The organism is Moorena sp. SIO3I6, assembly GCF_010672095.1.
Genome location: NZ_JAAHHU010000054.1, coordinates 1 through 26,393 on the forward strand (window position 1 = coordinate 1; position 26,393 = coordinate 26,393).

The 26,393-nt window shown below is 43.6% G+C and carries 28 protein-coding genes and 2 pseudogenes; 17 read left to right on the forward strand and 13 right to left on the reverse strand.

All coding sequences use genetic code 11. The features are described 5' to 3' along the window. Nucleotides 1-314 precede the first annotated feature (314 nt). Nucleotides 315-485, forward strand: coding sequence for a hypothetical protein (locus F6K49_RS17105; protein ID WP_293017603.1), 171 nt, complete (start codon nucleotides 315-317; stop codon nucleotides 483-485). A gap of 35 nt (nucleotides 486-520) precedes the next feature. Here F6K49_RS17105 and F6K49_RS17110 read toward each other — a convergent pair whose 3' ends face one another. Together F6K49_RS17110 and F6K49_RS53415 are read right to left on the reverse strand one after the other, a co-directional pair. Further along, nucleotides 521-865 carry an ATP-binding protein gene (locus tag F6K49_RS17110; RefSeq protein ID WP_293017601.1) on the reverse strand — a complete coding sequence of 115 codons (345 nt, stop codon included), beginning with the start codon at nucleotides 863-865 and terminating at the stop codon, nucleotides 521-523. Between the two features lie 104 nt (nucleotides 866-969). Continuing rightward, entirely contained in the window at nucleotides 970-1,200 is a 231-nt protein-coding gene (locus tag F6K49_RS53415; RefSeq protein ID WP_366514197.1) for a cytochrome-c peroxidase, read from the reverse strand. A gap of 741 nt (nucleotides 1,201-1,941) precedes the next feature. Between F6K49_RS53415 and F6K49_RS17115 the strand changes: the two genes are divergently transcribed. The 6 genes from F6K49_RS17115 (at nucleotide 1,942) to F6K49_RS17140 (ending at nucleotide 11,381) form a co-directional block, all read left to right on the forward strand. Next, nucleotides 1,942-6,015, forward strand: a complete 4,074-nt coding sequence (locus tag F6K49_RS17115) for an ATP-binding protein (RefSeq protein WP_293098525.1) — start codon at nucleotides 1,942-1,944, stop codon at nucleotides 6,013-6,015. A gap of 18 nt (nucleotides 6,016-6,033) precedes the next feature. Then, entirely contained in the window at nucleotides 6,034-6,846 is an 813-nt protein-coding gene (locus F6K49_RS17120; RefSeq protein WP_293098528.1) for a GAF domain-containing protein, read from the forward strand. 26 nt (nucleotides 6,847-6,872) lie between these two features. Beyond that, the gene (locus F6K49_RS17125) at nucleotides 6,873-8,306 is read left to right on the forward strand and encodes an adenylate/guanylate cyclase domain-containing protein (protein WP_293080448.1); all 1,434 of its coding nucleotides are present in this window, start codon (nucleotides 6,873-6,875) and stop codon (nucleotides 8,304-8,306) included. Nucleotides 8,307-8,857: 551 nt separating this feature from the next. Then, a complete protein-coding gene (locus tag F6K49_RS17130) occupies nucleotides 8,858-9,508 on the forward strand; it encodes a Crp/Fnr family transcriptional regulator (protein WP_293080451.1) in 651 nt (216 codons plus the stop codon). Nucleotides 9,509-10,072: 564 nt separating this feature from the next. Further along, nucleotides 10,073-10,636, forward strand: coding sequence for a calcium-binding protein (locus F6K49_RS17135; RefSeq protein WP_293017592.1), 564 nt, complete (start codon nucleotides 10,073-10,075; stop codon nucleotides 10,634-10,636). 334 nt (nucleotides 10,637-10,970) lie between these two features. Beyond that, nucleotides 10,971-11,381 (forward strand): response regulator, encoded by a 411-nt coding sequence (locus F6K49_RS17140; protein ID WP_293041633.1) that lies wholly within the window; start codon nucleotides 10,971-10,973, stop codon nucleotides 11,379-11,381. A 75-nt stretch (nucleotides 11,382-11,456) separates the two neighbouring features. Here F6K49_RS17140 and F6K49_RS17145 read toward each other — a convergent pair whose 3' ends face one another. The 10 genes and pseudogenes from F6K49_RS17145 to F6K49_RS17195 all read right to left on the reverse strand — a co-directional run. Further along, complete coding sequence (locus F6K49_RS17145) at nucleotides 11,457-12,362, reverse strand: NAD(P)-dependent oxidoreductase (RefSeq protein WP_293064202.1); 906 nt, start codon at nucleotides 12,360-12,362, stop codon at nucleotides 11,457-11,459. Between the two features lie 157 nt (nucleotides 12,363-12,519). Beyond that, the gene (locus F6K49_RS17150) at nucleotides 12,520-12,972 is read right to left on the reverse strand and encodes a hypothetical protein (protein WP_293064205.1); all 453 of its coding nucleotides are present in this window, start codon (nucleotides 12,970-12,972) and stop codon (nucleotides 12,520-12,522) included. Nucleotides 12,973-13,023: 51 nt separating this feature from the next. Continuing rightward, nucleotides 13,024-13,335, reverse strand: coding sequence for a hypothetical protein (locus F6K49_RS17155; protein WP_293098535.1), 312 nt, complete (start codon nucleotides 13,333-13,335; stop codon nucleotides 13,024-13,026). A gap of 81 nt (nucleotides 13,336-13,416) precedes the next feature. After that, nucleotides 13,417-14,151 carry an SDR family oxidoreductase gene (locus F6K49_RS17160; RefSeq protein WP_198954210.1) on the reverse strand — a complete coding sequence of 245 codons (735 nt, stop codon included), beginning with the start codon at nucleotides 14,149-14,151 and terminating at the stop codon, nucleotides 13,417-13,419. Nucleotides 14,152-14,162: 11 nt separating this feature from the next. Continuing rightward, nucleotides 14,163-15,095 (reverse strand): phosphoglycerate dehydrogenase, encoded by a 933-nt coding sequence (locus F6K49_RS17165; RefSeq protein ID WP_293064210.1) that lies wholly within the window; start codon nucleotides 15,093-15,095, stop codon nucleotides 14,163-14,165. 189 nt (nucleotides 15,096-15,284) lie between these two features. Beyond that, entirely contained in the window at nucleotides 15,285-15,698 is a 414-nt protein-coding gene (locus F6K49_RS17170) for a hypothetical protein (protein ID WP_364300882.1), read from the reverse strand. Nucleotides 15,699-15,901: 203 nt separating this feature from the next. Next, a pseudogene (locus F6K49_RS53420) lies at nucleotides 15,902-16,542 on the reverse strand (cyclase family protein). Beyond that, entirely contained in the window at nucleotides 16,481-17,455 is a 975-nt protein-coding gene (locus tag F6K49_RS17185) for a glycosyltransferase family A protein (protein ID WP_293098540.1), read from the reverse strand. Before F6K49_RS17185 ends, F6K49_RS53420 begins: the two are co-directional and overlap by 62 nt. A gap of 5 nt (nucleotides 17,456-17,460) precedes the next feature. Beyond that, entirely contained in the window at nucleotides 17,461-17,688 is a 228-nt protein-coding gene (locus F6K49_RS17190; RefSeq protein WP_293098543.1) for a hypothetical protein, read from the reverse strand. 85 nt (nucleotides 17,689-17,773) lie between these two features. Then, a pseudogene (locus tag F6K49_RS17195) lies at nucleotides 17,774-18,232 on the reverse strand (carbamoyltransferase C-terminal domain-containing protein); the annotation flags it as partial. Nucleotides 18,233-18,315: 83 nt separating this feature from the next. On the opposite strand from F6K49_RS17195, the gene F6K49_RS17200 reads away from it, so the two are divergent. The 7 genes from F6K49_RS17200 to F6K49_RS17230 all read left to right on the forward strand — a co-directional run bounded on the left by F6K49_RS17200 (nucleotide 18,316) and on the right by F6K49_RS17230 (nucleotide 22,313). Beyond that, nucleotides 18,316-18,654 carry a hypothetical protein gene (locus F6K49_RS17200; protein ID WP_075903757.1) on the forward strand — a complete coding sequence of 113 codons (339 nt, stop codon included), beginning with the start codon at nucleotides 18,316-18,318 and terminating at the stop codon, nucleotides 18,652-18,654. 201 nt (nucleotides 18,655-18,855) lie between these two features. Continuing rightward, complete coding sequence (locus F6K49_RS17205; protein ID WP_293024556.1) at nucleotides 18,856-19,125, forward strand: hypothetical protein; 270 nt, start codon at nucleotides 18,856-18,858, stop codon at nucleotides 19,123-19,125. A 22-nt stretch (nucleotides 19,126-19,147) separates the two neighbouring features. Further along, nucleotides 19,148-19,513: a hypothetical protein gene (locus F6K49_RS17210; protein ID WP_143727835.1), complete on the forward strand. Its 366-nt coding sequence runs from the start codon at nucleotides 19,148-19,150 to the stop codon at nucleotides 19,511-19,513. Between the two features lie 305 nt (nucleotides 19,514-19,818). After that, nucleotides 19,819-20,139, forward strand: coding sequence for a 2Fe-2S iron-sulfur cluster-binding protein (locus F6K49_RS17215; protein WP_293064224.1), 321 nt, complete (start codon nucleotides 19,819-19,821; stop codon nucleotides 20,137-20,139). A gap of 295 nt (nucleotides 20,140-20,434) precedes the next feature. Continuing rightward, the gene (locus F6K49_RS17220; RefSeq protein ID WP_075903751.1) at nucleotides 20,435-20,614 is read left to right on the forward strand and encodes a hypothetical protein; all 180 of its coding nucleotides are present in this window, start codon (nucleotides 20,435-20,437) and stop codon (nucleotides 20,612-20,614) included. 3 nt (nucleotides 20,615-20,617) lie between these two features. After that, nucleotides 20,618-21,742 (forward strand): DUF3326 domain-containing protein, encoded by a 1,125-nt coding sequence (locus F6K49_RS17225; protein WP_293098546.1) that lies wholly within the window; start codon nucleotides 20,618-20,620, stop codon nucleotides 21,740-21,742. Continuing rightward, on the forward strand, nucleotides 21,720-22,313 hold the full coding sequence (locus tag F6K49_RS17230) for a CPBP family intramembrane glutamic endopeptidase (protein WP_070395365.1): 594 nt from the start codon (nucleotides 21,720-21,722) through the stop codon (nucleotides 22,311-22,313). Before F6K49_RS17225 ends, F6K49_RS17230 begins: the two co-directional genes overlap by 23 nt. Nucleotides 22,314-22,518: 205 nt before the next feature. Here the strand turns inward: F6K49_RS17230 and purN are convergent, their stop codons facing one another. Next, nucleotides 22,519-23,178, reverse strand: coding sequence for a phosphoribosylglycinamide formyltransferase (gene purN / locus F6K49_RS17235; RefSeq protein ID WP_293098551.1), 660 nt, complete (start codon nucleotides 23,176-23,178; stop codon nucleotides 22,519-22,521). Between the two features lie 357 nt (nucleotides 23,179-23,535). On the opposite strand from purN, the gene gpmI reads away from it, so the two are divergent. From gpmI to F6K49_RS17250, 3 genes are all read left to right on the forward strand, one after another. Then, the gene (gene gpmI, locus F6K49_RS17240; RefSeq protein ID WP_293098564.1) at nucleotides 23,536-25,134 is read left to right on the forward strand and encodes a 2,3-bisphosphoglycerate-independent phosphoglycerate mutase; all 1,599 of its coding nucleotides are present in this window, start codon (nucleotides 23,536-23,538) and stop codon (nucleotides 25,132-25,134) included. Nucleotides 25,135-25,211: 77 nt separating this feature from the next. Next, nucleotides 25,212-25,442: a preprotein translocase subunit SecG gene (gene secG / locus F6K49_RS17245; RefSeq protein ID WP_008191847.1), complete on the forward strand. Its 231-nt coding sequence runs from the start codon at nucleotides 25,212-25,214 to the stop codon at nucleotides 25,440-25,442. Nucleotides 25,443-25,459: 17 nt separating this feature from the next. Next, the gene (locus F6K49_RS17250) at nucleotides 25,460-26,329 is read left to right on the forward strand and encodes a peptidase (RefSeq protein ID WP_293024591.1); all 870 of its coding nucleotides are present in this window, start codon (nucleotides 25,460-25,462) and stop codon (nucleotides 26,327-26,329) included. Nucleotides 26,330-26,393 lie beyond the last annotated feature (64 nt).

The following is a 26,393-nucleotide window of genomic DNA, read 5'->3' on the forward strand; positions in this document are numbered from 1 at the left end:
CCATGTATGAATACTATGGGATAAAACTGAACTCAATTCTCCCGGATGTCTGCCACAAATTTTTATTCGCTTTTGGTAATGGGTAATGGTCGTCCAATTAACGATTAGCCATGACGCGATAATCAGCTCTCTAATATCTTTTATAGAAAGGAGATTAGAGAGCTTTAAAATTTCAAGGCGATACCGTTTCCTACAAGCTATTACACCGATCAGGAAAAAGTTTTTCCTATAGTATCATATTCGATTAAATACCGATAATTTCCGGGGGTTCCTTAATAATGGAATGATTTTAAGAGTGAGGTGGAATAGGCATCTTGGTGGAACTGGCATCTTGCCAGTTTCATGCTTATTTTCGGGCGGGCAGGATGCCCACTCTACTCCTATTCATTCAAAGACTGACGCAACGCCATAATTTCTGGGGGTTGCTTATACCAAGTTGTGTTCTTGCCATGTTAATCCCCTTGTTACTCGCCTTGGAAGAATAAGATGATTGCAAAGCTTAGTGTTCAGTGCTTAGTGTTCAGTGTTGTGCAGGAAGGGTAAAGTAAAACGTACTTCCCACTCCAGGCTCAGACTCTACCCCAATCTGTCCCCCGTGATTTTCCACAATCTTCTTGCAGGTGGCTAGACCAATACCAGTGCCAGGATAGTCTTTATTGCTGTGCAGACGCTGAAATATCTCAAAGATATGCGATCGCTGATCGGGTTCCATGCCAATGCCATTGTCATGCACCCCAAACAGCCAGTAGTTACCACCATGCTCCAAACTATTCCGCCCATTCTCCTGAAACCCAGTTGCATTGATACTAGAAACTCTTCCTACCTCTGGCAATATCCCATGCTCACTGTCCCTGGATTCGAGCATCCCCCTGTCTTCCCCACCACAAACATCACTGTTGTCTACGGGCTTTACTGAAACCTTGACTTGGGGGGATTTCCCTGGTGCTTGAAATTTAATGGCATTGCTGATCAGATTTTGAAGACTGTGGGTGCATTAATCAAGCCAATCCTATTCTTGATCCCAATTGAACGCACTATTTGGTCTGTACCACCGGTATTTAGATTGTGGCAGCTAGCACAGGAGATAGTGTTATCCTGTGACAGTTGGGGGTCATGAAAAAGCGTCTTGCCCAGTTTTACCTTTTCTTTGTTTAGTTCTAATTTGAGTGGTATTGGCTGAATTGGTTTATCAAATAAAATACTATATTAAGAGTATTTGTGCATATATTTTTTCGATTAATGTGGTAGGTTATGATGGTGATTTTTGGAAATTATAACTATTCAAAAAAGCAATAAATTTAAAAAAAAATAACTAGTCAATTAATTTTAAAGTGTTGTTATATTACAGTTTAAAATTGTCCATGGATTACAATCGATTATGCCAATTTAAAAAACTATTGCTACACATTAATTTGCTTGTTCGCCGGATAGGGTCCCTTGTAGGGTAGGTTGTTCGCGTAGCGTGGCCGAAAGGCCAAGGTTCAGAAGATAACCCGAGCACCGGCTAACCGACTAACCGAATAACCTACACCTGTTCAGCATCTGTAGCTCGAATAAATTAAATTGGTATTAGTTAGTATGTATGCCCTATTTTAAGTTCATCAAATAACAGAACCACAACTCAACCGTAAGAACACTTATAATTCGTAAGTTTGAATTCATAATTACGGAAAAATTACCGATTATACCCAATGGGTTTGACTAATTATCATATCTCTTCTCGGGGAATTGGTACTTGGTAATTGGTACTTGGTAGTTTACGATTATCAATTACCGATTGCCCATTTCCAAAACAGGAACTATTTAGTAAGTGATTAACCGGACTTGATCTAACGACTAACCACTAACGACTAACCACTAAAAAAAAAATTACCCGGACTGACTATAATTTTCCTGGTAGAGATTAGGCGAGATCATATCAAAGCTATATCCGATTTTATTATGGAAACATCTGAATACACTCAGCTCAATCCATTTCTCCAGGCTCGTGAGTACTTTGAAGAAATTCTTAATTGGCTCTGTTCTGAGGAAGCGCACCGTCTCACCTATTACCAGATAGAAGAAAACCTCTGGATCAATGGTATGGAACTGTTGCGGCAACTGCTACAAGGTTATCTGGATTGGCGGGGAGACAATCAGCCAGAAGCACTGTACCCAAGAAGGCAGGGTAGGTACTCTACCCAGGTCAATCCCCAGCCTGGAAGTGATTGGGGTATTGTCCACAATAGGGATAATTTGTACTCCGATGCAAGAGGGGGAACAGAGGGCATCAGGGGAGAAAGGGGAGGTAAACAATGGTCATCTTATCCCACCAGTAGGCAACCCAGCCTAAGGACTATCTTCGGAACAGTGAGACTTAATCGTTTTAATGCTAGTTCCCAGAGAAACTCACCTCCGGATAATTCCCCACTCAAGGTTTACCCACACGGGTACTGTCAGGTGAGCGGTATTCCTTTAGCATCAGAGGTGGACACCAGTTGCTCCGACCCCACTATCCTAGCCCAACCCCAGGCCAAAGCTGCTGAAGTTTCTCAGGAACAACAGGAAGGATTTTGCATAAGAGATATGGGAACTTGGTTTAGACGCCAGTGGTGGCTTAAGCACAATAGTTATCAATCCCTATGGCAACCAAGGCGTTCTGTTCCCCGGTTGTTAATTAGTGGCACCATTGCGCTAGTGGGAACAGCAGCTTTCACCAGTTATTGGGTGGTTCGGAGTCTGATTCTTGAGAGTCTGAAGGATAATGCTGAATTGAAGGTCAAGATGGCGGGACATCAAATTGATGAATGGTTGGCGGTTCTGATGGCGAAGGTGGAAACAATTGCGAATACTCCCCAAGTTCGGTCTTTGGACTGGGAGGTTGCCCGACCCTATCTGCAACTCGAGCAAGAACGATTGCCCGATTTTCATATGTTTGTCATGGCTAAGGGAAATGGCTCTTACTACACCACTCGTGCAGGTTTTATTGAGGGGAAGAATCTTAGCGATCGCACTCACTTTCAACGAGCCATGCAAGGAGAAACCTTTGTGGATAATCCGGTAGTCTCTCGTTCTACTGCTATTCGCCAAGTCAATATTGCAGCTCCTATCTGGTCAGTTCCCCCCAAAAATGACACGGAAATTATTCCAGAAAAACTGGCTTTGCCCAACCTAACCAACGAGAATGTGGAACTCGGGGATACTTACCAGCCAAAACCAGGAAAGTTGCCTGGTCTATTGTCTTTCCCCATAGGAGAATTTGCTGGACCGGTTTCCTTAGACCGAGTGTCAGAGGTAATTACCAATACTACTTTGGGAGAAGGGAGTTATGCCTTTGCTTTGGACTCGAAAGGAGTACCCATTGCCCATCAAGATCCAAAGGTAATTCAATTTGGTAGGAGTTTTTTAGACTCCCCTAACCCCAATCTAAAGCAAATTGCTCAAGAGATGATGGAGGCTAGGAAAATAGCCAACCCGCAAGAGTCGGTAAGGCTACTGGAACTGGATGGTCAGTGGGTGTATGTTGCCTATGCTCCTCTGCAAAAGGCTGATTGGTCTGTGGCTTTGGTGATTCCCCGGGCTAATGTGGAGCGACAACTCAATTCTCTCAATCTGTTGGCATCGGTGTTGGGAGTGATGCTGATCATCGCCATGGTTATTGCTTTACTACAGATTCAAACTTTCGAGCAGGCCAACGCTAGAGCTCAGCAGGAGGCGCTGCTGAATCGGCTGACTACTCGTATTCGTGAATCTCTGGATTTGGAAACAACTGTGCAAACTACTGTCAATGAAATTGCTACCCTCTTGCGTCTCGAGCGAGTGACTTTTGGCTGGTATCACCAAGACCAACAATGCTTGGAAATTCTGTGTGAACATCGAAAAGCTGATTTACCGTCCCAAGTGGGATTAATATCTATCGAATCTTGTCATGATTTATGCGATCGCCTAAGCCAAGGACAGATGGTTCACTTCCATGATAGTGGTGATCAACTCATTTACTCCCAGACAGGGAACTATCTGGCGTTACCAGTCATGATTCGGGGGTTGCATCCTCCTGGCTATTTAATTTGTATGCGCCGCAAGCCTTGGAGCTGTAGTGATTTGGAATTGGAGCTACTACAAGCGGTGAGCAATCAGTTAGCGATCGCCATCAACCAGGCAGATTTATACACCACTACTCAAGAACAGTACAGAATTGTCAGTGAACAAGCTCAGTGTCTCAAAACCACCACGACTCAATTACAGCATACTCTGGCTTACGTGGATGCGATGATTAGAAGCTTAGCAGATGGATTACTGGTAACAGATACCAAGGGCAAAATTACTCGCATCAATCCAGCTTTGGTGAGCTTGTTTGATTTGGGGGAAATCGAGTTAATCGGTCAAGGGTGTCAGGGAGTGTTGGGGAATGCGATCGCAAACCTAGTCACTCTTACCAAGACTAACCCTCAACAAGTCTTTACCGCTGAAGTAGAACTGACCAATCAACGGATTGGCAAAGCCGTAGCCACTGCTATTCTAAAAGATACTAAGGCGACAGATAACCCTGATAGTCAGGACGGCTTTATGGGTTCGGTCATTCTGATCCGAGATATTACCTTTGAAAAAGAAGTAGACCGGATGAAAACAGACTTTATTTCCACAGTTTCCCATGAATTGAGGACTCCTCTAACCTCAGTAATGGGTTTTGCCAAACTGATTCAGAAAAAACTGGAAAAAACCCTATTTCCCTTAATTCCTACCAATGACCACAAGATTCAGCGCACCCTGAAGCAAGTGTCAGAAAATGTTAACATCATTATCTCCGAAGGGGAGCGTCTCAAAGCTTTGATCAATGATGTCCTGGATCTGGCTAAGCTAGAAGCTGGTCGAGTAGAGTGGAAAATGCAACCCCTCTCAGTTGTAGATGTCCTAGAACGATCAATCATTGCTACGACTGCTCTGTTTGAACAGAATGATGTGGAATTAATTAAGAGTATAGACGAGGGCTTACCTCAGATAATTGGTGACCGAGACCGACTAATTCAGGTGGTGATTAATCTAATCTCTAATGCAGCTAAGTTTACAGATAAAGGGTTTGTCTACTGTAAAGTAATGCGAACTAGTTCAGAGATTACCGTTAGTATCATTGATAGCGGTATAGGCATTTCTGAAGCGGAGCAGGCCCTGATCTTTGAAAAATTCAAACAGGCGGGTAATACTCTAACTGACAAACCTCAAGGTACCGGGTTAGGACTCCCTATTTGTAAGGAAATTGTGGAACATCATGGAGGACAAATTTGGGTCGAAAGCGAACTGGGCAAAGGGAGTAACTTCTCCTTTAGGTTACCCATCCCGGTTGAGTCTGAACCTGGAGTAAAAACCATAGCTGCTGAAACCCTGCTCACTCAACTAAAGTCATCTATGACCACCTCAACAATTACCATAAATTCCAGGAATAAAACCATTTTGATTGTGGATGATGAAGCTCCGATTCGAGAACTACTCAAGCAGCATCTTAGAGCAGAAGGTTACAGAATTCAGGAAGCAAAAGATGGTTGGGACGCAATTGAACAGATCAAACAAGAACGTCCTGACCTAATTATCTTGGATGTAGTGATGCCCAGAATGAATGGGTTTGAGACAGCAGCGGTGGTTAAAAATGACTTGCACAGTATGGATATTCCGATTATCATTTTGTCCATCACTGAAGAGCAAAATGCTCTAGGAGTTGAGCGATGTTTGAGCAAACCGATTAATCTCGAAGAACTGCTCAAAGAGGTTGTTCGACTGACCTCTCAAGAAAAGCCGACTAAGCAAGTTTTGATAGTGGAGGAAAATCTCCCTCAAGCTGAAATGATTACTCAGGCATTACGGAAAAGAGGAATCGGTATAATTTCTGCCAGCAATGGGCAAGATTGTATTTCTAAGGCAATTTCCTTAAAACCTGACATGATTCTGGTTAACTCAGGGATTGTGAAAGAACAATCGTTGGTTAAAAATGTGCGTTTTGAACATAAATTAGCCACGACATTTTTTATTTTATTAGATTATTAATACTAAACTAATACATGCATGGCCGCTATTAAACTTAAAAAAATAATTGCCAAAAAAGACATCTCGTCACTGCTCAATAACCTGATAACTTCCCTGGGAGGAGATATTAGTATTCAAGACATTGATGAGCAACTGTTATTCGGAGATGAGCCTGATGATTCATCTGGAAAATACAAGATAGACCTGAAAGGAACTACTTTAGGGTGGGTTAGAGGAGGAGAGAATGCTCGTCCTATTGCCGCTCTAATCAATTATTTAGCCAATCAAGAACTAGAACGCCGATCAATTGCTATAGAAACCTTAGATAACTATCGAGAAATAAACTTACTCTACAATCTATCGGGGAAATTAACTGCCAACTTAATGCCTCAAGACGTTGCTCAAATTGTGATTAATCAAACTAGGGAATTAATTCCAGTAAATCGGGGATTTCTCTTTTTGCTAGACCAAGACCAATCCCAACTGGAAGTACTCGCTAGCTTTGAGCCAAAAATGGGGTATAGACCCCAGAAGCAATCGATAGCAGGTATTGTTCGCAGTGTGATTATGACTGGTGTAGGAGAAATCGTTAACGATGTCTCATCGGATCCCAGGTTTGTGCCATCTGATTATCCGATCAGTTCCCTAATGTGTGTCCCACTCAAGACCAAAGATCAGGTAATTGGTGTGATTCAGCTCAGTAGTGAACAACCTGTAGACTATACAGCCAGGGATTTGAAATTGATCAGTGCTTTAGCATCTCAAGCCACATCAGCCATATCTAATGCTATCCTCTATGAAAATATGCTTCGAGAGGAACGGGTGAGGAGTAATTTGAATCGATACTTTTAAGCCAACTTATAATATTACCACAAAGTATGGCATCTGTCAGTCTCAAAAAAATTATTTCTAAGCCAAAAGCGCTAGGGGTCATAAGTCAACTGATTGACGCCATAGACACCGCTGTCCAGATTGAGGATGTCCACGGAAAGTTGCTGTTGGATAATCCTAGGAAAATTCCGGTATTGGGACGTTGTAACTTAGCTAATAAATATCCCGTTGAAGCAAGAGGTCAGGTGATTGGCTGGGTCAAGGGTGATCAGAAAGCGATCGCAATTAAAGAACTCCTGAATTATTTGGCTAATCAAGAATTAGAAAAAAAAGATCTAGGCAGTGCTATCTTAGATCAATACCGAGAAATTAATTTACTCTATAGAGTTTCGGAACGGATTCCATCCTGTTTAGAGCTGTCCGCTATTGCTCAGCTTTTCCTGGATGAAGCGAGAAGACTGATTCCAGGAGATTGTGGTTCAGTCTTGTTAATTAATTACGAAACTGAGCAACTAGATATAATCTCAGCCTTTGGCAAACAGTATAATCCAACAGAATTTTTTCAGCTGAGCAATAGTAAGACCAAGAATGGGTTAGGAATTGGTAAGGCTGAGATTGTAAATCAGGTTCAAGATGATACCAGGTTTATTGCTACTGTGAAGTCCATCAACTCTCTGGTTTGTGCTCCTCTAAAAACCCAAAAGGGTCTGCTGGGGGTGATTAACTTTTGTAGTGAGAAACCGGTTAATTATACAGCTCAAGACTTGAAATTTTTAACGATTCTTGGAGCTCAAGCAGCAGGAGCTATTGAAAATGCCTTGCTCCATAGAAATAAACTACAGGAGGAGCGGATTAAAAGCCGACTGGAACGCTATATTCCTTCCCAACTTGTCCAAGCTATTATTGATGCCAAGGGCAATATCTCCCTGACTCCAGCCAAGAAGCCTATTACTATATTGTTCTCTGATATTCGGAATTTCACAACTCGGTGTGAAGAATTAGAAGCCCATAAAATTGTTGAATACCTGAACGAATATTTTACCTCCATGGTGGATGTCATCTTCAGCCATGAGGGAACAGTCAATAAATTTGTGGGGGATATGATTGTGGCTATGTTTGGTGCGCCCTCTAAGCTAAAGGATAATCAGGGACAAGCGATCGCAGCTGCTATTGCTATGCAACATCAACTTAAGACTATGCCTACCCCCTGGATCCGGGAGAATTTTCTAACCGGTATTGGGATTAGTTCAGGAGAAGTCGTGGTGGGAAACATCGGTTCTCCCCAGCATATGGACTATACAGCCATTGGTGATGAAGTCAATATCGCTGCCAGATTACAAGCTATGGCCAACGGGGGTCAGATCCTCGTCAGTGGTAGTGTCTATGAAGCGACCAAGCACCAGTATACCTATCGGGAATTGGGTCAGGTTTCAATCAAAGGAAAACGGCAAACAGTAGATGTATTTGAGCTGATTAACTGATACGATGTTCAGCATTGAGTTTGGGATATCTAAATTACTCAAAGGGAACAGGAAACAGGGAACAGGGAACAGGGAATGACCAATTTAAAAGCAGATCAGTTTACCTAATATCTCCGATAGTTAATCATTTCGTATTTAGATAAATTGTTACTTGTTACTTGTTATAGCGCTACGCGCAAGTCAGAAGTCAGAAGTCAGAAGTCAGAAGTAAGCTATGACTAAGTTTCGGAGTTTAGGAATGTCCTAATCTTAATGCGTAGTGCTATATCAGTACTTAGGTAGTAAATATACTTCTAGGGGGTGTTATTAAGGGGCTGCATCTCACTGTTGCAATTAGGCAAAAATTATAATAATATTCCCACACTTCCCACACTTCCCACACTTCCCGCGCCCCCGCCCCACACTTCCCACACTTCCCACACTTCCCCTTCTGTTTTACAACTATGAGATGCACCCTCCGATATTCCTGCTCCTAGTTACTGCCTGGGACATTTTCTGTGTTCAAGTTCTGATTTTTTGCGATCTTTTCCAACAGACATCGGCAAAAATGATTGCTTAAACTATTCACATCTCCTGCCGTACTAGAAGCCTTATTGATGAATCTATTGAAACCTGAGAGCCTTCCCCCTGCTCTAAGTCAGGGTGTCATCTTCCAGAATCTGGTTGCTGAACAGAAGCTATTCTACCAGGGAAATTCCGCATCGTCTTTTTTTGTAGTGGAAACAGGGCGATTCAAACTTGTTCACTACACTGAATCAGGGAAAATGGTTACACTTCAGGTGGTTAGAGCCGGTGAAAGCTTAGCTGAAAGTGCTCTTTTCTCAACGGTCTATCCTTACACAGCAATTGCTAAGGTAGCTTCACGAGTAATTGTTTATCCCAAGCAACTTCTTTTGTCAAGCCTTTGCCTTTATCCTGAGTTGGCAGAGAATTTCATGACCATTTTGGTTAGACACATTCACTCCCTCAGAGTCCGTTTAGAGTGGCGAGAAATTCGGACTGCTCACGACCGGGTACTTCAATATCTACACTACTTAGCTCAGTTCCGTAATCAAACGGTTCTCAGCTTAGACCAACCCTTCAAAGAAATTGCTGCTGAGCTAGGTTTGACTCCCGAAACTGTATCACGAGCTTTGATGCAACTGGAGAAAGCAGGAGCAATTACTCGTAAGAGGCGTTTGATTACCTTAATTGAAAATTAAAAATTGAAAATTAAAAATTGAAAATGGTTAATTGTCAAGAGTCAATTAACCATTAAGCATTAACTATTGCCGTGAATATGAAGTGATTCACCGGACAAGCTATGACCTGTGTAAAACTTGATTTGAATCAAGTAAGTCTAATTTGTTTATAATTTTTATCCTTGAATAAGAATTTATAATCGCTCCGTATAACACTTGATTTTAATCAAGCAAGTCTAACTTTTTTATAATTTTTTATAATTTTTATTCAATTATAAAAAATTATAGTTGATATCAATTCCGGTTAAACACTCATCCAATCAGGTAGTATTTGAGACTGTTTACTCATAGTTAATTGTTGATGGTAACTTCCATTAATTCCCATTAATTCCCATGAACTACCATTAACAATTAACGATTTACCTGAATACAACGTGATTAACCGAGATCTTGCACCATTGTCATTAATCGTAGGGTGGGCAGTGCCTACCAACGCGCTTTGCAAGCTTCATTATCTGTCTGGTGCACTGCCCACCCTACATCAACTGTTAGAGAAAATTCAAGCTAAAACAAGGAGAGAATTAAATGGCAGCAACATTAAGTCCAGGTAGCACAGCTCCGCTATTTATAAGCGACTTTGAGGGTGCAATGTTTTTTGATAGCCCTCAAGAAGGTGGAGGTGTATTCGCCGTAGGACAAGAAGATCAAACTAACATTTTTATTTTTGGCGACGGTAATGATGTAGCAGCTGGCGGCGATGAAGTAGATATACTCATGGCTGGAGCAGGAGACGATAACATCATGGGTGCTGGAGGAACTGACTTTGTCTTCGGCGGTCTGGGAGATGATATTGTTCGAGGCGGCTTAGGAGATGATGTTGTTGTTGGCAATGAAGGATCCGATGTTCTGATCAGTGGCGGCGGCAGCGATATCTACGAGTTTTTCGCAGATCAGTTCTTAGAAGGAGACTTGGATATTATCCTCGACTTCGAGGTAGGAAGTGATGCGATCGTAGTTGTAGGCAGCACTGATGTAAGTTACGATGCCTTCACTGGCTTTTTATCGGTTGATGGATCGGAAGTTGCAGTGTTAAATAGGGGGTTAGATATAGACGTCTTTACCAGAACCAATTCCGCTGTAGTCTTCTAAAGTAGTGTTATAAAAAAGTTTTCCTCAGATGCAAGGGTTGTGTTTTAAACACTGAAAAGACTGTTGGCTTGATCAGGTTTTTATACAGGGTATTATTAGCTTCCGGCAACTAGAACAACTCCAGTATGTCCCCATTACCATTTGGTGTGGGGACTTTTTTGTCCTACTTTAGCTACAGCTACTCTCACATCCTGTCCGCTTGAATACTTATTTTTCATTAATTAATAAATGCGTAAATGCTCTAACTTAGCAGCAAAGCATCCGGAATAGCTAACTTGATCAAGTAAATTAATTGGTGTAGAAACAGGTAATGCTTTACCCAGCAGACTGCTCTATGACTAAAAAAATCTTGATCGTTGATGATGAACCTTATATGAGACTACTGATCGAGCAAACCCTGGAAGACCTGGAAGATGAAGGGGTAGAATTACTCACCGCTGAGGATGGTGAAGATGCTCTAGAGCAAGTTAAGTCAGAGCAACCTAATCTGGTATTTCTGGATTTAATGATGCCGAAAATGAGTGGGTTTGATGTCTGTAATCAGATCAAAAATGTTCTGTATATGAACGATGTTTATGTGATCATGCTAACGGCTAAGGGACAAGAGTTTGATAAACAAAAGGGTAAAGAAGTCGGCACAGATATGTACCTCACTAAACCCTTTGACCCTGATCAAGTCTTGGAAAAATCTCAAGAAATACTTGGTATCACCGCTACTAGCTTAAAGCAGGACAGATTTTCCTAGCCATCACCAATTTCCCAATAACTAATCTACTGTCCCGGCTTAAGTGGATAGCAGTATAACTAAATCCATCATCCTTCAGCTTCTGAGTTCACCGTAAGCACGGATCATTGCTTGAGTTCCCTGTTCACCTCCTGTACCAGTGTCAAGTTGTTGAACAACTTTGAAAAGACGGTCAGCTAATTCAACTCCAGCTAAATCCAGACTAGAAGACTGGAGGCTTTCGAGTACAAGCCTGAGGTCTTTGACCATGTGCTTAATCATGAAACCAGGCTCAAAGTCAGACTCAGCGACTTGTTGCCCTAAGTTGGATAACGCCCATGACCCAGCAGCACCTGTGCTACAAACCTCAATAACTAAATTAGGGTCAATTCCTTGATGTTCTGCCAACTTCATTGCCTCGCATAGCGCTACCATATGGACAGAACAAAGCACCTGGTTGCACAGTTTAACTGCTTGACCGCTGCCCACCGGACCACACAGGCGAATGGTTTTGCCAAGAATTTCCAGTAGGGGTTTACACTGCTCGAAGTCCGTCTGCTCACCTCCAAGCATAATTGTTAGGGTACCATTTTTGGCTCCGATATCCCCACCGGAAACTGGTGCATCGAGAAAACGTAGGTTGTGCTTCTTTAGTTCCCCACTGATTTCCTGGGCTGCATTTGGTCCAATGGTGGTGAAATCCACAATTAGGGTACCGGGTTTGGCATACTCAGCCACTCCCTCAGCTCCCAGCATAACCGCTTCCACATCTGGGACATCCCCCAAGCAAGAAAAAATTATGTCAGCTGACTCGACGGCTTCCCGGATCGATGAGACTACCTTGGCTCCAGCATCAGCAGCAATCTTGACTCCTGGACGATCGGGGGTGCGATTCCAAGCCATAGTGGGGTAATTACTGGTGGAGTAATCACTACGGGCAAGATTGGCTGCCATATATCCACCCATAACGCCGAGACCAAGAAAGGTAAGATTGGTGTTCATGCTGATTCCATTAAGTCCGCTTATAATATTCTTACCTGAAAGAAGACGGGAGTTTGAAAGCCCGTGTACTTTAGCGGGGGATGAAAAACGACTCGGCGAAACGGTAGTGGTACACAATTCGTGATTTTAGCTCCCGTTACCTTGACCAGACCAACGCCTACATCACTACATCTTTACCACTACCTTTTTTTTTACACATATCTAAAGCTTGTTCAAAGGTAATTTTTGGAAAAATTTGTAGTTTACCATCAACTGTAGCATCATAAATCTCTCTACCAGATCTATTAAAGTTAAATCGAGCCATATGATAGGCTAATTCAGAGCCTTCTAGGTCTGGCAGATGCCATTCTTTATTCCCAAAATCCCCAGGGGTAAAATGGTTTGGGTCATCTCCTTTTAGGAACTGTTTTTCGTTAGGATTACCTACAGCAGTAAAGTTATGATCGACTCCTATCAAGAAAATTCTCTTAAAGCCCATATAGAATGCTAGCTGCATTGCTACATAAGTTACAGTGTATCCTTCGCAAATTAACTTCGATGCATCTGTCTGAAAAACGAAAGGACTACCTGCTGTAAAAATTTTAGAAATATGATCCCTTTTATCTACCACATTATCAGCGGATATAGCTGATAAAAAAGATGGACAGTTTTACTTTTAAAACTATCTCGCGCTTTGCTCGAAAACCAAATGGTTTACTGCAACATGATAGCTAATATTTAAATTTACTTTATCAAATATTAAGTATATTTTGTTTAAACCAAACGTATAATAATTATTCAGTAATGATAAATCAATTTTATTAAGGTAAGGACCATTGCCAATAATAAAACAGTCCTCTTTTTTATGAAGATTTTTAAATTTTAAAAGGCGCTTATAATCATTAAAAGACCATTGAATGTACACTGGATATGAGTAATTATTAAGATACTCAACAATTGAATCTATTGCTACTCCTAATTGTTTTTGAAGCATAATCAATTCAGCCGTAAAAGGGTTAATTAGCTGGTTAACTAGTTTGGGCTTTAGATATGCGGATAAATCTTTATTGTTAACCTATATAGGATCGTGTAAACGTCCTCCAATGCCACCATCAACGCTTAAAGTTGCACCAGTTATGAAACTTGCTTCAGGCAAAGATAGAAACAATGCCACTTTTGCTACTTCTGCTGGTTCTGCAATCCGCCCTAAAGGATGCATTTGAGACAAGTTCTCAAACTCTTCCTTCTTCCCTTCAAACCCAGCCATTAACATTGGTGTCGCTACTGCTGCTGGACAAATCGCGTTTACCCGGACTCTTTCCCTAAGATCCACTGCCATACTTTTGGTTAAACCCACCAAAGCTGCCTTACTGGTTGCATAACACACAAACCCAGGCTTGGTAAGGCTTGCGTGAATACTGGCAATATTTACTACTGAGCCGACCGCTTGTTCCAACTCTGGCAGCAATGCCTGAGTTAACACAAAAGGAGCTACCAAATTAACATCTAGTGTCTGATGCCAATCTTCTACTGTGAGTTGGTTTGTGGGCTTGAGGATTTGCACTGCTGCATTGTTAATTAAGGTAGTCAAACCTCTGCTTTGCAAGTGCGATCGCACTTGCTCAACAATTTCTGAACAATAAGCTGCATCACTGCACATTTTCTGCAAATTGCCGACAATCATAACATCGCAGGATGCAGCCGCTGAAACTACATCAAGACCAATCACAAAGTGATTAGCTTCTTTAAAAACCTGGCACAAAGCTTGCCCAATGCCACCCGCAGCTCCAGTAATTAAAGCAGTTTTCACGTATTCAATTCCTAAGCACATCCAAGAAAATCAAATAGCAAATGCATTGCCTGATAACTAGCACGACGCACAGCATCCACCGTATTAGAAGCATTATGGGAGCCAAAAATACACTGTTCAAAAGGCCGTAGCGCAGAGGCTTCCGGTAATGGTTCCATTTCAAAAACATCTAAGGCTGCCGAATGCACCTGTCCAGAGGACAATGCCTCCACCAATGCTGCTTCATCAATCAATGGACCTCGGGCAACATTGATCACCCGCACCCCTCGCTTTGCGAAAGCAAATGTTTCTGAATTCAGCATATGACGATTTTCACTAGTTAACGCACAGGTCAGCACAATCAAGTCGGCTTCTTCCAAGCGTGCGGGCCAAGTAGCAGGTTGTACTGCTTCTAATCCCTCCACTGCTTGGAAATAAGGATCGTAAGCAATTACCCGCATGTCAGCTGCTAACAGCCGCTTCGCCGTATTGCGCCCAATATCCCCAAACCCAACTAAAGCAACCGTCTTATCCCCTAGAGAAATGCCTGCTGGTTTTAGCCATGTTCCTGCTCTAACGGCTCGGTCAATCATGAAAGTCTGTCGTGCTAGGGCAATTACATAGCCCATGGCAATATCGGCTACTTCCGCACCAAACATACGAGGGGTATTTGCTACTAAGATACCATTATCATTCGCTGCTGTAAAGTCCACATTATCAACCCCAACACCCCACTTGACTGCTGCTTTTAGCTTCCCAGATTTCCCGTTCTCAAACACTTCGCGAGTGGCAGGATCATCGCCAATAATCCAACCGTCATACTGAGGAATGAGGGACTTTAGTTCTTCCACGGATAGGGTTTGCACTACTGGAGGACAATCAACTTCAATGGCTTTTGCTGCAAAAAGTGGTTTGAATTCATCCATCAAACCTAACATGGGTGGACAGGTAATTAATACTTTCATTGCTCATGCCGCTTGTACAACAGAAGAAGGGTAGAGATACTGGGCAACTGCTTCAGCCATTTGCCAGTCCACTTGATCGTCAATATCAATCGACTCTAAGGGAGGAGTTTCAAACATCATAGGTTGCTTGCCAATCCTAGCTTGGGTGGCAGCGAAGCTTAAAGGTGTAAAAATGTAGAGATTAGAATTTTATTCGTACCAGGGTTCCAAGTCCTGAGTTCTAATTAGGTTATTGGGATTGTGGTTAATGGCAGAACCATCTTGACGGTAGAAGCGAGTTTGGAAGCGATTAACTGTAAATAGCGAATCAGCAGTTCCCCTAGCCCTAGCCTCCAGAAACTGCTGAAGTGCCTTGCGAATTGTTGTCCCACTGAGGAGGGGATTTGTAGTGTGGGTCATCAAGTAAATATCGGCAGGTTCATTTGCTATGTCATCTGCCAGAATCCGGTTCATGCTGACGAAATCACCACACAATTCTGGTTTGCGATCGCGAATCTGAACTCGATCTGAATCGACCAATCCGTGTTCTGCCAGAATAGAGCGAGCATCTGTATTTATAATCACTTTTGAGACTTCGTTTAGCTCAATAAGTGCATTTAAAATTCACTTGAATAAAGGGTTACCATTCAATGGCTTAAAATTTTTACCCTTGACTCGCTCGCTGTTAGCTTTCATTGGCAAGAGAGCAATAATTTTAGGTTCAGTATTAAAATAATTCATTAAAAACTAATATCTAAAAATTTTGTAGTAAAATGTAAATACTTAATCAGATAAGTTACGTAAAACTACCCTAGCTGGAGCTCCTTCTACTCCCTTGAGCTTAATTGGAAACATAACAACTCATACTTTCCAGTTGAAATATCCGTTAAATTCAAGCCTTCAATAATAACAACCTCGGATTTTAGCAGAATTTGATGAGTTTCCGGACCATCATCAAAACGTTGGACTGACAAATAATCCACCCCAATTAACCTAATTCCCCGTTCAACTACCCATTCAGCCGCATCTGCTGTGAGCGCCACAAAGTCCGGCTGAAATTCCCGCACTTGCGATCGCCACAGCCGATAGTTTCGCGTGTGCAAAAGCAAACGCTGTATGTTGGCAGGTAGAGTTAACTGCTTTAATACCTCTGCGGTGATTACATCGACATCATCGGGCACAACTACAACGTAAACCTCTCCGATTAGAACATCCAGAGGTAGCTGTTCCACACTTTCCCTGGGATGAAATGCATTGGAGCATCAACGTGAGTCCCCGTATGTACACTAAAATGCAGTGTTGTATCGGTAGCAATATCACCATGTTCTAAATCGAGGTGACGGTGAAATTCAATTGCTGGGCTACCAGGCCAGGTGGGAAGGTATGGGGATACGGGTACTGAAATGTCAATATACTTGCTCGGAGGATTTTGCAGAGGAGCCATAGTCAATGAGTCGTCGATTGTCATAAGAAAAGGTGTTCTGGTAAGGTGATAGGCTGCGTGGATAATAAAAGGTTTGTCGCAGGCGGTTGCTGACTAGTCCCCTTTGGGCAAAGCCTTGGTAGGTACCCCAGAATTGCATTAAGCGGAATATAGGAATTGAAAGCAAATTTGGCTTGAAAACACCGTCATGGAATGCATGATAGTAGTCACTGACAACATTTGTGGTGAACAGGCGCAAAAAATCCCAAAAATGGAAGTGTTCTTGGGGATAAATCTGTTTAAGAGCAATGGCTTCTCGTTGATAGCGGTTGTAAATGCGTTTGGGGGTTTCCTCATGAACATGAATAATTTCAGCTGCGGGAACGTAAGCAATGCGGTAGCCTAAGGGCATAATCCGTTTTGCCCAGTCCAAATCCTCTAAGCCTGTGAGGGTTTCGTCGTAGGGAACGTCTTCCCACAATGATCGCCGGATCGCAGCATTAGCATTGTTACAGAAAGGATAGTCTTGATTCCTGACATGAACCGACTGATCGGGAAACCAAGTAGCAAATATCTGGTGTTCTGAATACTTGCTTGTTTCGTTACCGCGTTGTTTTCCGTAGGTTAAAGCAATCTTAGGATCTTTAAAGGGAGCTAACAGCTTTTCAATCCAATCTTGGTAGATGGGATAAACGTGAGCACTGGCAATAACGATGAATTGCCCGGTGGCAGCCTGACATCCAAGGTTGAGCGCTCGCCCAAAGGAAAACTCCTCCGGTTTGATGGATAAGAGTTTGACTCGATAGCGGGATGCAATGGATGGAGTGGCATCAGTAGAACCTGAGTCAACAACAATGATTTCTACATCTTGGATTGTCTGCTGCATGATGCCACTGAGCAGACGACCGATGTGTTCTTCTTCGTTATAGCAACGAATGATAATGGATGTTTCAGGCAATTTGCTTAACTATAATGGGGTTTATAGTACAGCGTTGAGTATGTAGCAATTCTCAGCGACGTTTGAGGTGCTTTCGTCCTGGGTTTTAGGGAGCAGGGAGCAGGGAGCAGGGAAGAGGTAAGACGGAAGAGGCAAGAGGCAAGAGGCAAGAGGCAAGAGTGAAAAAATGCTGTGTACCTAATAGTTATGAAAAACGCTGTATAGTGTTTTTTAAATCCAACAAACATTAGCATAATGGTTATTTTTGTATTGGCATTTTTAAGATAAACTTACTTTTTGTTTAGGTAAAACCGGTTGAGGTTTATTGGATTTTTAAACTCAAAAATTCCCCATCACCAGTAGAACAATCTCACTGTAAGCAAATGTGCGCAAGGCATCTTCTGGTGTATTCACAATTGGTTCACCCCGTAAATTGTAGGAAGTGTTTAAGAGGACGGTAATTCCAGTTGCCTCACCAAAATTTTCGATTACTTGATAATAGAACGGGTTAGATTCTTGGCGAATAGCTTGTAGGCGACCTGTGCCATTATGACAGACAGCTTGAATTTGCTCTTGCTTATCTTCAAGAATTGGTGCCACCATCTGCATATAGCGAGGCAGATATTGGTTTTGTAAATTAGAACCGGAAAAATACTGATTTACCTGTTCGGCTAAGATAACTGGTGCAAAAGGACGAAATGGTTCTATAAATTTAATTTTGGTATTGACAATTTCCTTCATTTATAGTTGGCGTGGATCGGCTACAATCGAGCGGTTTCCTAATGCTCTTGGACCCCATTCACCACGCCTTTCAGGGGTAGGTTTTTAATAAACTGGAAAAAAACGCGATGCTCTTAAACAGCGGCTAAGGGAACACAGCCATGAAGAAGAATCAAGATTACCAAAAATGGTTGAGGACAGTGACTAAAAAAATGCCCCATCTGAGCAAACCTCAAGCAGAGGTTTTAGGGATGTGGAGTTTTGGCATTGTGATGACCGGCTCTTGTGGACTGACCACAGTGGCAGTTTTTCTAGCGGCCTTGCTCGGCAAAAAAGAAAACACTGTACGTCAACAGTTGCGGGAGTGGTACAGAAATCAGCAAGACAAAAAAGGGGATAAACGAGCTGAACTTGATGTCACCAGCTGTGCAAGCCCCACTCCTGCAATGGGTGTTAAATGGATGGCCTCCCCAGAAAAAATCGATGGTTTTAGCTCTTGATGCTTCGTTCCTTTTGTTGCCGATTTACCCTCTTAGTTGTGAGGGTTGTCTATCGCGGCTGCGGTATTCCTGTGGCTTGGAAAGTGATCGAAGCCAAGGCTAAAGGCAGTTGGCAACCCTATTGGCTGGATTTACTCTCCCACCTTACAAACACAATTCCCCAGGACTGGTTAGTTTTGGTGATGGCTGACCGAGGACTGTATGCCAAGTGGCTCGTGCGTTGCAATTCAACAACAGGGTTGGCATCCGTTTTTACGAATTAACCAACTTCGACAGTTTCATCCGGTGGGTCAACCCAGCTTTGTTCCTTTAACCACAGTGGTGACCCAGAACGGTCAAAGCTGGTCAGGTCGAGTAACTTGCTTTTCTAGCAATCCCCTCAGTTGTACCTTGCTGGCTCGATGGGACTCTGGGTACTCAGATCCTTGGTTGATTGTCACCGATCTCGACCCAGATCAAGCTGAGGGTTGATGGTATCGAATGGGTTCACCGATTGAGTGTCTCTTCAAGGATACGTTGGCGGGGAGGTTGGCAATGGCACCAGACGAAAATGACTGACCCCCAAAGGGCTGAGCGTCATTGGTTGGCAATTGCCATCGCCACCTTTTGGGTCGTCAGTGTTGGAGGGGAATCTGATCCTGATCTATCCTTCAACGACTCACAACAGTTACCGGCAACCCCTGTCGAGAGTCAAAACTCTGACACCGGTACACCGAAACCCCGTGTTTTGAGCTGTTTTCGTCGGGGCAAGTTAGCTGATTCTTGCTGCTCTACTCAATCATCTTCCGTTACCTATCGGTCAATTTTTTCCCGATTTTTCTCCAAGTATTCCTTTTCTATCCTCAGCCCTTTATCTTAAAAACCTACCCTTGAAAGAAGGTAGGGTCGCCTTAATCAATAAGTTTCAACCAAAGGTGCCCTTGACCCGTAATTAAATTCGCCACGGGTCGCACCTCTTTTATGCATAGCCTGCCAACCCTAAAGGCGACCCTATCCTTACGGTAACTTCAAGACGCTCACCCTACCGGGTAGAGCGCGGGGCTTCTCGCGGTTCGGCTAACGAAGGCACCAGCTTAATTTATATCCCACAAAGCGCTAAAATAAGCCAGTGACCCTCCCCGTCCTATTCATAGGATTGGGAGTATCAAGCTCGAAATTGATACAATGCCCAAGACTTACACCGTCGAATTTAATCACAAAGGCAACACATACACTATAGAGGTGCCAGAGGATCAAAAAATTCTTGAAGCTGGCCATGGGGCGGGGATAGATTTACCCAGTTCCTGCACCGCTGGAGTCTGTACCACTTGCGCTGCCAAACGAGTAGCAGAAGGCAGTGTAGACCAAACCGATGGGATGGGTTTAGGGCCAGAACTCCAAGCAGAAGGCTATGTGCTGCTGTGTGTAGCTTATCCCCGCTCTAACCTGAAATTTGACACCGAAAAAGAAGATGAAGTGTACGACCGGCAGTTTGGTCAGCCGTGATCAGGTCAGTGCTGCTATATAATCTTAAGTATTTAGCTGTCAGCTATCAGCTATGAGCTATCAGCTATCAGAGGCTTTAACTGCTCCGGGTTTGATGAGTAAAACAAGCAGGGATTTTCAAGCAGCCGTATCAGCAGCCCCAGCTTGTTTACTACCGACCGTTGATTAGCTGACGACTGACGGCTGATAGCTGAATGCTTAAATATAATCAAATACCATTAGCCGAATAGCGAGAAGTAATGGTTAGATAGATTAGGATAGCCAGATTATCCTAATTAGAATTAGGGAGAAAACTATGACAACCCATTTCATTACTGCAGAAATTGACCTCCAAGAGTCCCCTAAGGAACTGCACCAAGCTATTGAAGCAGAACTACAAGAACGGGGAGAACCCCTGCGCTGGGCAGTTACCCATGTAGACCCTGAGCAGGAGAAAGCTACGGTAGAGGCGATTGTGACTAAAGAGCGCAAATAGTAAGTGAATCAGCGTGCCTATACCGTTGTTTTAATCATTCCTACTGGTGTAGGAGCGTCGATTGGTGGGTATGCCGGGGATGCCTTGCCAGTAGCTAGAGCGATCGCACAAGTTTGCGATCGCTTAATCACCCATCCCAATGTCCTCAATGGTGCCCAGTTGTACTGGAACTTACCCAACGCCTTCTATGTAGAAGGCTATGGACTTGACAAATTTGCGGCTGGATGCTGGGGATTACGCCCTGTACATCAGAACCGAGTGGGATTACTCCTGGATCAGGGGATTGAACCGGAACTACGTTTGAGACACCTACAAGCAGCAGATGCCACCAGAGCTACCCTAGGACTGAATCTAACCGACTACGTAGTCACAGATGCTCCCTTAAATGTAGAACTGCGCACAGCAGCATCTGGAGCGAGTTGGGGAACAATTGGAAATCCCGATAGTTTATTGCGAGCAGCCCAAGTCCTGATCGAGCAAGCCGGAGCAAATGCGATCGCAGTAGTCGTGCGTTTTCCCGATGACATTGATAGTCAAGCATTGCAAGATTACCGTCATGGTCGAGGCGTAGACCCCCTCGCTGGTGCTGAAGCCATTATCAGTCACTTGATTGTTCGTACCTTTCAAATTCCCTGTGCTCATGCACCAGCATTGATGCCTTTGCCCATCGATCCTAATTTGTCACCTCGTTCAGCAGCAGAGGAATTGGGCTATACCTTCTTACCCTGTGTTTTAGTAGGATTGAGTCGCGCTCCCCAATTTGTCGTCAACCAAAAAAATTCCCCCTCCTCCCTTGCTAATCCAGATTCTCAAACTATTTCCTCAAAACCAGGGAAAATCTGGGCTGATGATGTAGATGCGATTGTGATACCAGCAACCGCCTGTGGTGGTAGTGCAATGTTAAGCTTTAGCCAGTTGCAAACCCAAATCATTGCTGTTGAAGAAAACCAAACTACTATGGAAGTGCCTCCAGAACCTTTGGGAATTAAAGCAATACGAGTAAACTCATATTTAGAGGCTCTAGGCTTGCTGGTTAGCCATCGTGCTGGGATCAGTCCTAAAGCTCTGAGTCCATCCCTATCATCCCTGCGTCGCTTAAATTTTTGTGACAAAACAAATTCCCGATAATCCCGAACTTGAACCCCTAACCCGCATCCAAGTACTAGTGGCAATGGGTATAACTGCCGTAGTCTTACTAATCTTTGCCAAGCTATGGCTGCAACTAGGCAAGCTGACTCTCCTCCCCATCAAATTTACCCCCAATGCCCTACTTATAGGACTAGCCATGGGGTTGGGAATTACTGGAGCCAGTGGCTTAGTGTATCGTCTTTGGCCAGCTTATCGCCAGAGTGCAGAAGTATACCTAAAGTTAATTCTCAAGCCCCTAATCATACCAGATTTAATGTGGCTAGGACTGTTGCCCGGTATGAGTGAAGAATTACTGTTTCGGGGTGTCATGTTGCCAGCAGTAGGGTTGAATGCTATCGGTATCATAGCCTCCAGTATGCTATTTGGGATTTTGCATCTAAGCGGTATCCAACAATGGCCCTATGTAGTTTGGGCAACCCTTGTTGGTTTGCTTCTCGGGTATAGTGCAGTAGCAACAGACAACTTACTCGTACCAATTGTAGCTCATATCGTGACTAACTTTGTCTCTAGCTTGGTATGGAAATTAGGTAATCTAGAAAATACAACATAGACTAGAAAAGACTATTAAATTTAATTAAAAATTAAATAAAAATTAAAAATTAAATAAAAATTAACAACTAAATAACAATTAAATAATAATCCTCAATAAATTGTGATAATTTTTCTGCCCTGTTCCCTACTCCCTACTCCCTACTCCCTACTCCCTACTCCCTACTCCCTACTCCCTACTCCCTGCTCCCTTTGCTAAATAACAATTAACAATTGATTAATGCGATCGCTTCGACTAGAATCCGATGTTCTTGGACTTGAATCCGGGCATGGAGGGTTTCTGGGGTATCATCGGGTAGCACAGGAACAGCTGCCTGGAAAAGGATTGGACCACTGTCAACATCTAGACTGACCACGTGAACCGTACACCCTGTAATTTTTACCCCAGCCTCAAGGGCTTGTTCCACAGCGCGCACACCTTTGAAAGTAGGTAATAAGCTGGGATGGATATTGAGAATCCGATTAGGGAAAGCGTCTAGGAGTACCTGTGTCACCACTCGCATCCAACCAGCCATCACGACCCACTCCACCTCATACTGTCGTAAAGTTTCGACAATTTGTTGATCGAAATCTTCCCGTTTTTTGGTGTGCCGGTGATTATGTAGAACCGCTGGAATGCCGTATTTTTCAGCTCTAGCTAACGCTTTAATGCCTGGATTATTGTAAATGAGCACGCTGATTTGGGCATTGAGTTGGCCGTTTGCGATCGCACTAGCTATCGCTTCAAAGTTACTGCCACTTCCGGAAGCCATCACTCCCAGTTTCAGAGGGGAAGTAGTCGGTAAGGAGTCTACGCTCTGTTGGGGGGAAATGCTAGGGGAAATCAAGCTCGGGCTGGAATCTGGAGAAGTTAGATTGGCAGTCATATCGGGAAATGCGATCGCACCTTCATAAGCATTACTTTATACATCACAATTTTATAGGCATGTTGATAGAAATTAATATTTGTAACCTTTCTACACCTTTGTTAGTTGTAAGTGTAGGCTAACAGTCGCCCTGATCCAAACACGTGCCTGCACGCCCAATTAATTGTATACAAAGGTTAGTTACCGAGTATAAATTCCTATTAGCTTGGGGTAGTCAAAACCTTTGCTAGCAGGAGATTTAAGCATTATCCTCACTCCACCAGCCGAAACCTAATAAAAATTGAAATTTATCATGAATATGCGGATTTTGAATGATATGATCGCGGTGAAATTAAGAGTAGGATAAAAGGCGATATGATGAGGCAAGCACCTGTTTCTCCTGTGGTGCTAGTTATCTTAGACGGTTGGGGTTACCGCGAAGTAACTGATGCCAATGGGATAGCCCTAGCAAACACCCCTGTAATGGACAGCCTCTGGGCTGCCTATCCGAGTACATTAATTCGCACCTCTGGAAAGGACGTGGGACTCCCAGAGGGTCAAATGGGCAATTCGGAAGTGGGGCACTTGAATATAGGTGCTGGGCGTGTGGTGCCTCAAGAACTTGTGCGCATCTCTGATGCGGTGGAAAATGGCACTTTAAACGATAACCAAGCTCTTGTGCAAGTATGCCGAGACGTTAAATGTCGGGGTGGGAAGATGCACATCGTGGGTTTGTGTTCTGAGGGTGGGGTACACTCCCATCTCAATCACCTCCTGGGATTGCTAGCGCTAGCCAAAGCCCAAAATCTATCTGAGGTCTATATCCACGCGATTACCGATGGTCGTGATACTAAACCGACCGACGGCATTGAAGCAATTCAAAAAATTCAGGATTATATTGATCAAGTTGGCATTGGATGCATAGCCACCATTAGTGGTCGCTACTACGCCATGGATCGAGACCGACGCTGGGAAAGGATTTCAAAAGCCTATGAAGTTATGACTCAGGATGGTCCTGGAAATGCTATCTCAGCAGTACAATTCCTCAAGGAGTCTTATGAGTCAGAAATTACTGACGAGTTTATCTTGCCCACACGGCTTACTCCTGGAGCTGTGACAGCAGGAGATGGAGTAATTTTCTTTAACTTCCGCCCAGATAGAGCCAGACAGCTGACCCAAGCCTTCGTGGATCCTAACTTTGATGGCTTTGAGCGGGAACAGATCAAACCCCTAACCTTTGCCACCTTTACCCAGTATGACCCCAGTTTTCCGGTATTGGTCGCCTTTGAACCTCAGAACTTGACTAATATTCTGGGGGAAGTTATATCCCAGCATGGGTTGCGCCAATTCCGAACTGCGGAAACAGAAAAATACGCCCACGTCACTTACTTTTTTAATGGTGGTCTAGAAGTTCCCTTCGAGGGTGAAGACCGGAAATTGGTGCAAAGTCCGATGGTACCAACCTATGATAAAGCACCAGCCATGTCAGCTAAGGAAGTGACCGATGAAGTGATCGCAGCCATCGAAAAACGCATTTACTCCCTGGTAGTGATTAACTATGCCAACACTGATATGGTGGGCCATACTGGCAATGTGGAAGCCTGCATAGAAGCAGTGGAAACCGTAGACCGCTGCCTAGGACGCTTAATTGATAGGATTATTAAAGTTGGTGGCACTACCCTCATTACTGCTGACCACGGCAACGCCGAGACTATGCGTGATGAGACAGGTAATCCTTGGACAGCTCACACGACCAACCCAGTACCCTTTATCCTAGTAGAAGGGGAAAAATTAAAAATCCCTGGACATGGTACAGAAGTTGCATTGCGCTGTGATGGATGTCTGGCAGATATTGCCCCGACCATCTTGGAAATCTTGCAACTTCCCCAGCCAAAAGAAATGACTGGGCGTTCTATGATCCAACCCGCTAAGTTGGAAGTCCGTAATAATCGGACACCCGTGCGAGTTTCTCTATAACACAGGAAGTTGAGAACCCCTTTGTTTTAACCGAGGGAGAGTTCAAAACTTCTCAATGCCGTAATATTGTCAAAAGAATGGTTAATCAAATCCTGCAAATTATTTGGGTTTTATCTGGCTTGGGTCTGATTATTTTGGTTTTGCTCCATAGTCCCAAGGGAGATGGCCTTGGCGGTATCGGTGGTCAAGCTCAGCTGTTTACCAGCACCAAGAGTGCTGAAAAAGCCCTGAACCGGGTGACCTGGATCTTGGCGATTACCTTTATGAGCTTGACAGTGATTTTAAGTGCAGGTTGGTTAAACCAGTAAATAATTAGAGTTAAACCTTGGGGAGTAGGTGGGATAAAAACGATCAGCAGCTATGGATAGCCCTGTTTCTAGGGGGTGTCACTTGTCTGTTAGTTATGTTGATTCAGTCCAGCACCGCAGCCGGTTTATACCTAAAGTTTAACCAATTAACAGAAGCCTCCTCTGCTATCGTGGCTTCGATGCCAGTCACCTCACCTGCCCTACCAGCTCCTAAGCCTCACCCTCTACCAAATCCCCTTGCCCAGTGGCAAGACCCTACCGGCAGCGGTGATTATTTTTATGAAATCAAGGGGACTCCCTTAGGTTATCTGATCTGGTCTCAGTTTCCCGTGAAGGTTTATGTGGAACACCCCCAACCACCTGCTGTGGTTGATGCTAAGCACCAGCGCTTCCAACAATGGGTTGATGCGGTGTTAAAGGCGGTGGCAGAATGGGGGGTGTATTTGCCCCTAGAACTAGTTGACCAGCAGGAATTAGCAGATATATCGATTTTGCGATCGCGCCCTCCTCTAAAAGTTTCCTTGAACCGTGAGACCGGAACCTTTGATTGGTCTCGCGCTCGCTCAGCCGTTACTCGCTATGAATTTTACCTGGGGCAATCCATCAGGGCACCAGAGCAAATAGTAGATAATCTATTATTACATAAGTTTACCATACTTCTCTCCCCTGAGCAATCCATTGACTACACCCTTGCCACTGCCCGTCACGAACTCGGTCATGCACTAGGTATTTGGGGTCATTCTCCTTTAAAAACTGATGCGCTATACTTTTCCCAAGTTCGCAATCCCCCGAGAATTTCTGCTAGAGACATCAATACCCTCAAACGGATATACCAACAGCCAACTCGCTTGGGATGGCCTTTGCTCAAGGTAAAAAGTAAAAGCTAAAAGGCTTGCATTCATAGGACAAGCCCCAGCTAATATCAAGTCAGGTTGAATACCCATAATTAGA

Coding starts and splice junctions, on each gene's coding strand:
- F6K49_RS17110 (WP_293017601.1), bottom strand. CDS start 865: ATGCTCGAATCCAGGGACAGTGAGCATGGGATATTGCCAGAGGTAGGA.
- F6K49_RS17115 (WP_293098525.1), top strand. CDS start 1,942: ATGGAAACATCTGAATACACTCAGCTCAATCCATTTCTCCAGGCTCGT.
- F6K49_RS17120 (WP_293098528.1), top strand. CDS start 6,034: ATGGCCGCTATTAAACTTAAAAAAATAATTGCCAAAAAAGACATCTCG.
- F6K49_RS17125 (WP_293080448.1), top strand. CDS start 6,873: ATGGCATCTGTCAGTCTCAAAAAAATTATTTCTAAGCCAAAAGCGCTA.
- F6K49_RS17135 (WP_293017592.1), top strand. CDS start 10,073: ATGGCAGCAACATTAAGTCCAGGTAGCACAGCTCCGCTATTTATAAGC.
- F6K49_RS17140 (WP_293041633.1), top strand. CDS start 10,971: ATGACTAAAAAAATCTTGATCGTTGATGATGAACCTTATATGAGACTA.
- F6K49_RS17145 (WP_293064202.1), bottom strand. CDS start 12,362: ATGAACACCAATCTTACCTTTCTTGGTCTCGGCGTTATGGGTGGATAT.
- F6K49_RS17155 (WP_293098535.1), bottom strand. CDS start 13,335: ATGCTTCAAAAACAATTAGGAGTAGCAATAGATTCAATTGTTGAGTAT.
- F6K49_RS17165 (WP_293064210.1), bottom strand. CDS start 15,095: ATGAAAGTATTAATTACCTGTCCACCCATGTTAGGTTTGATGGATGAA.
- F6K49_RS17190 (WP_293098543.1), bottom strand. CDS start 17,688: ATGCTAATGTTTGTTGGATTTAAAAAACACTATACAGCGTTTTTCATA.
- F6K49_RS17200 (WP_075903757.1), top strand. CDS start 18,316: ATGAAGAAGAATCAAGATTACCAAAAATGGTTGAGGACAGTGACTAAA.
- F6K49_RS17205 (WP_293024556.1), top strand. CDS start 18,856: ATGCCAAGTGGCTCGTGCGTTGCAATTCAACAACAGGGTTGGCATCCG.
- F6K49_RS17215 (WP_293064224.1), top strand. CDS start 19,819: ATGCCCAAGACTTACACCGTCGAATTTAATCACAAAGGCAACACATAC.
- F6K49_RS17220 (WP_075903751.1), top strand. CDS start 20,435: ATGACAACCCATTTCATTACTGCAGAAATTGACCTCCAAGAGTCCCCT.
- purN (WP_293098551.1), bottom strand. CDS start 23,178: ATGACTGCCAATCTAACTTCTCCAGATTCCAGCCCGAGCTTGATTTCC.
- gpmI (WP_293098564.1), top strand. CDS start 23,536: ATGAGGCAAGCACCTGTTTCTCCTGTGGTGCTAGTTATCTTAGACGGT.
- secG (WP_008191847.1), top strand. CDS start 25,212: ATGGTTAATCAAATCCTGCAAATTATTTGGGTTTTATCTGGCTTGGGT.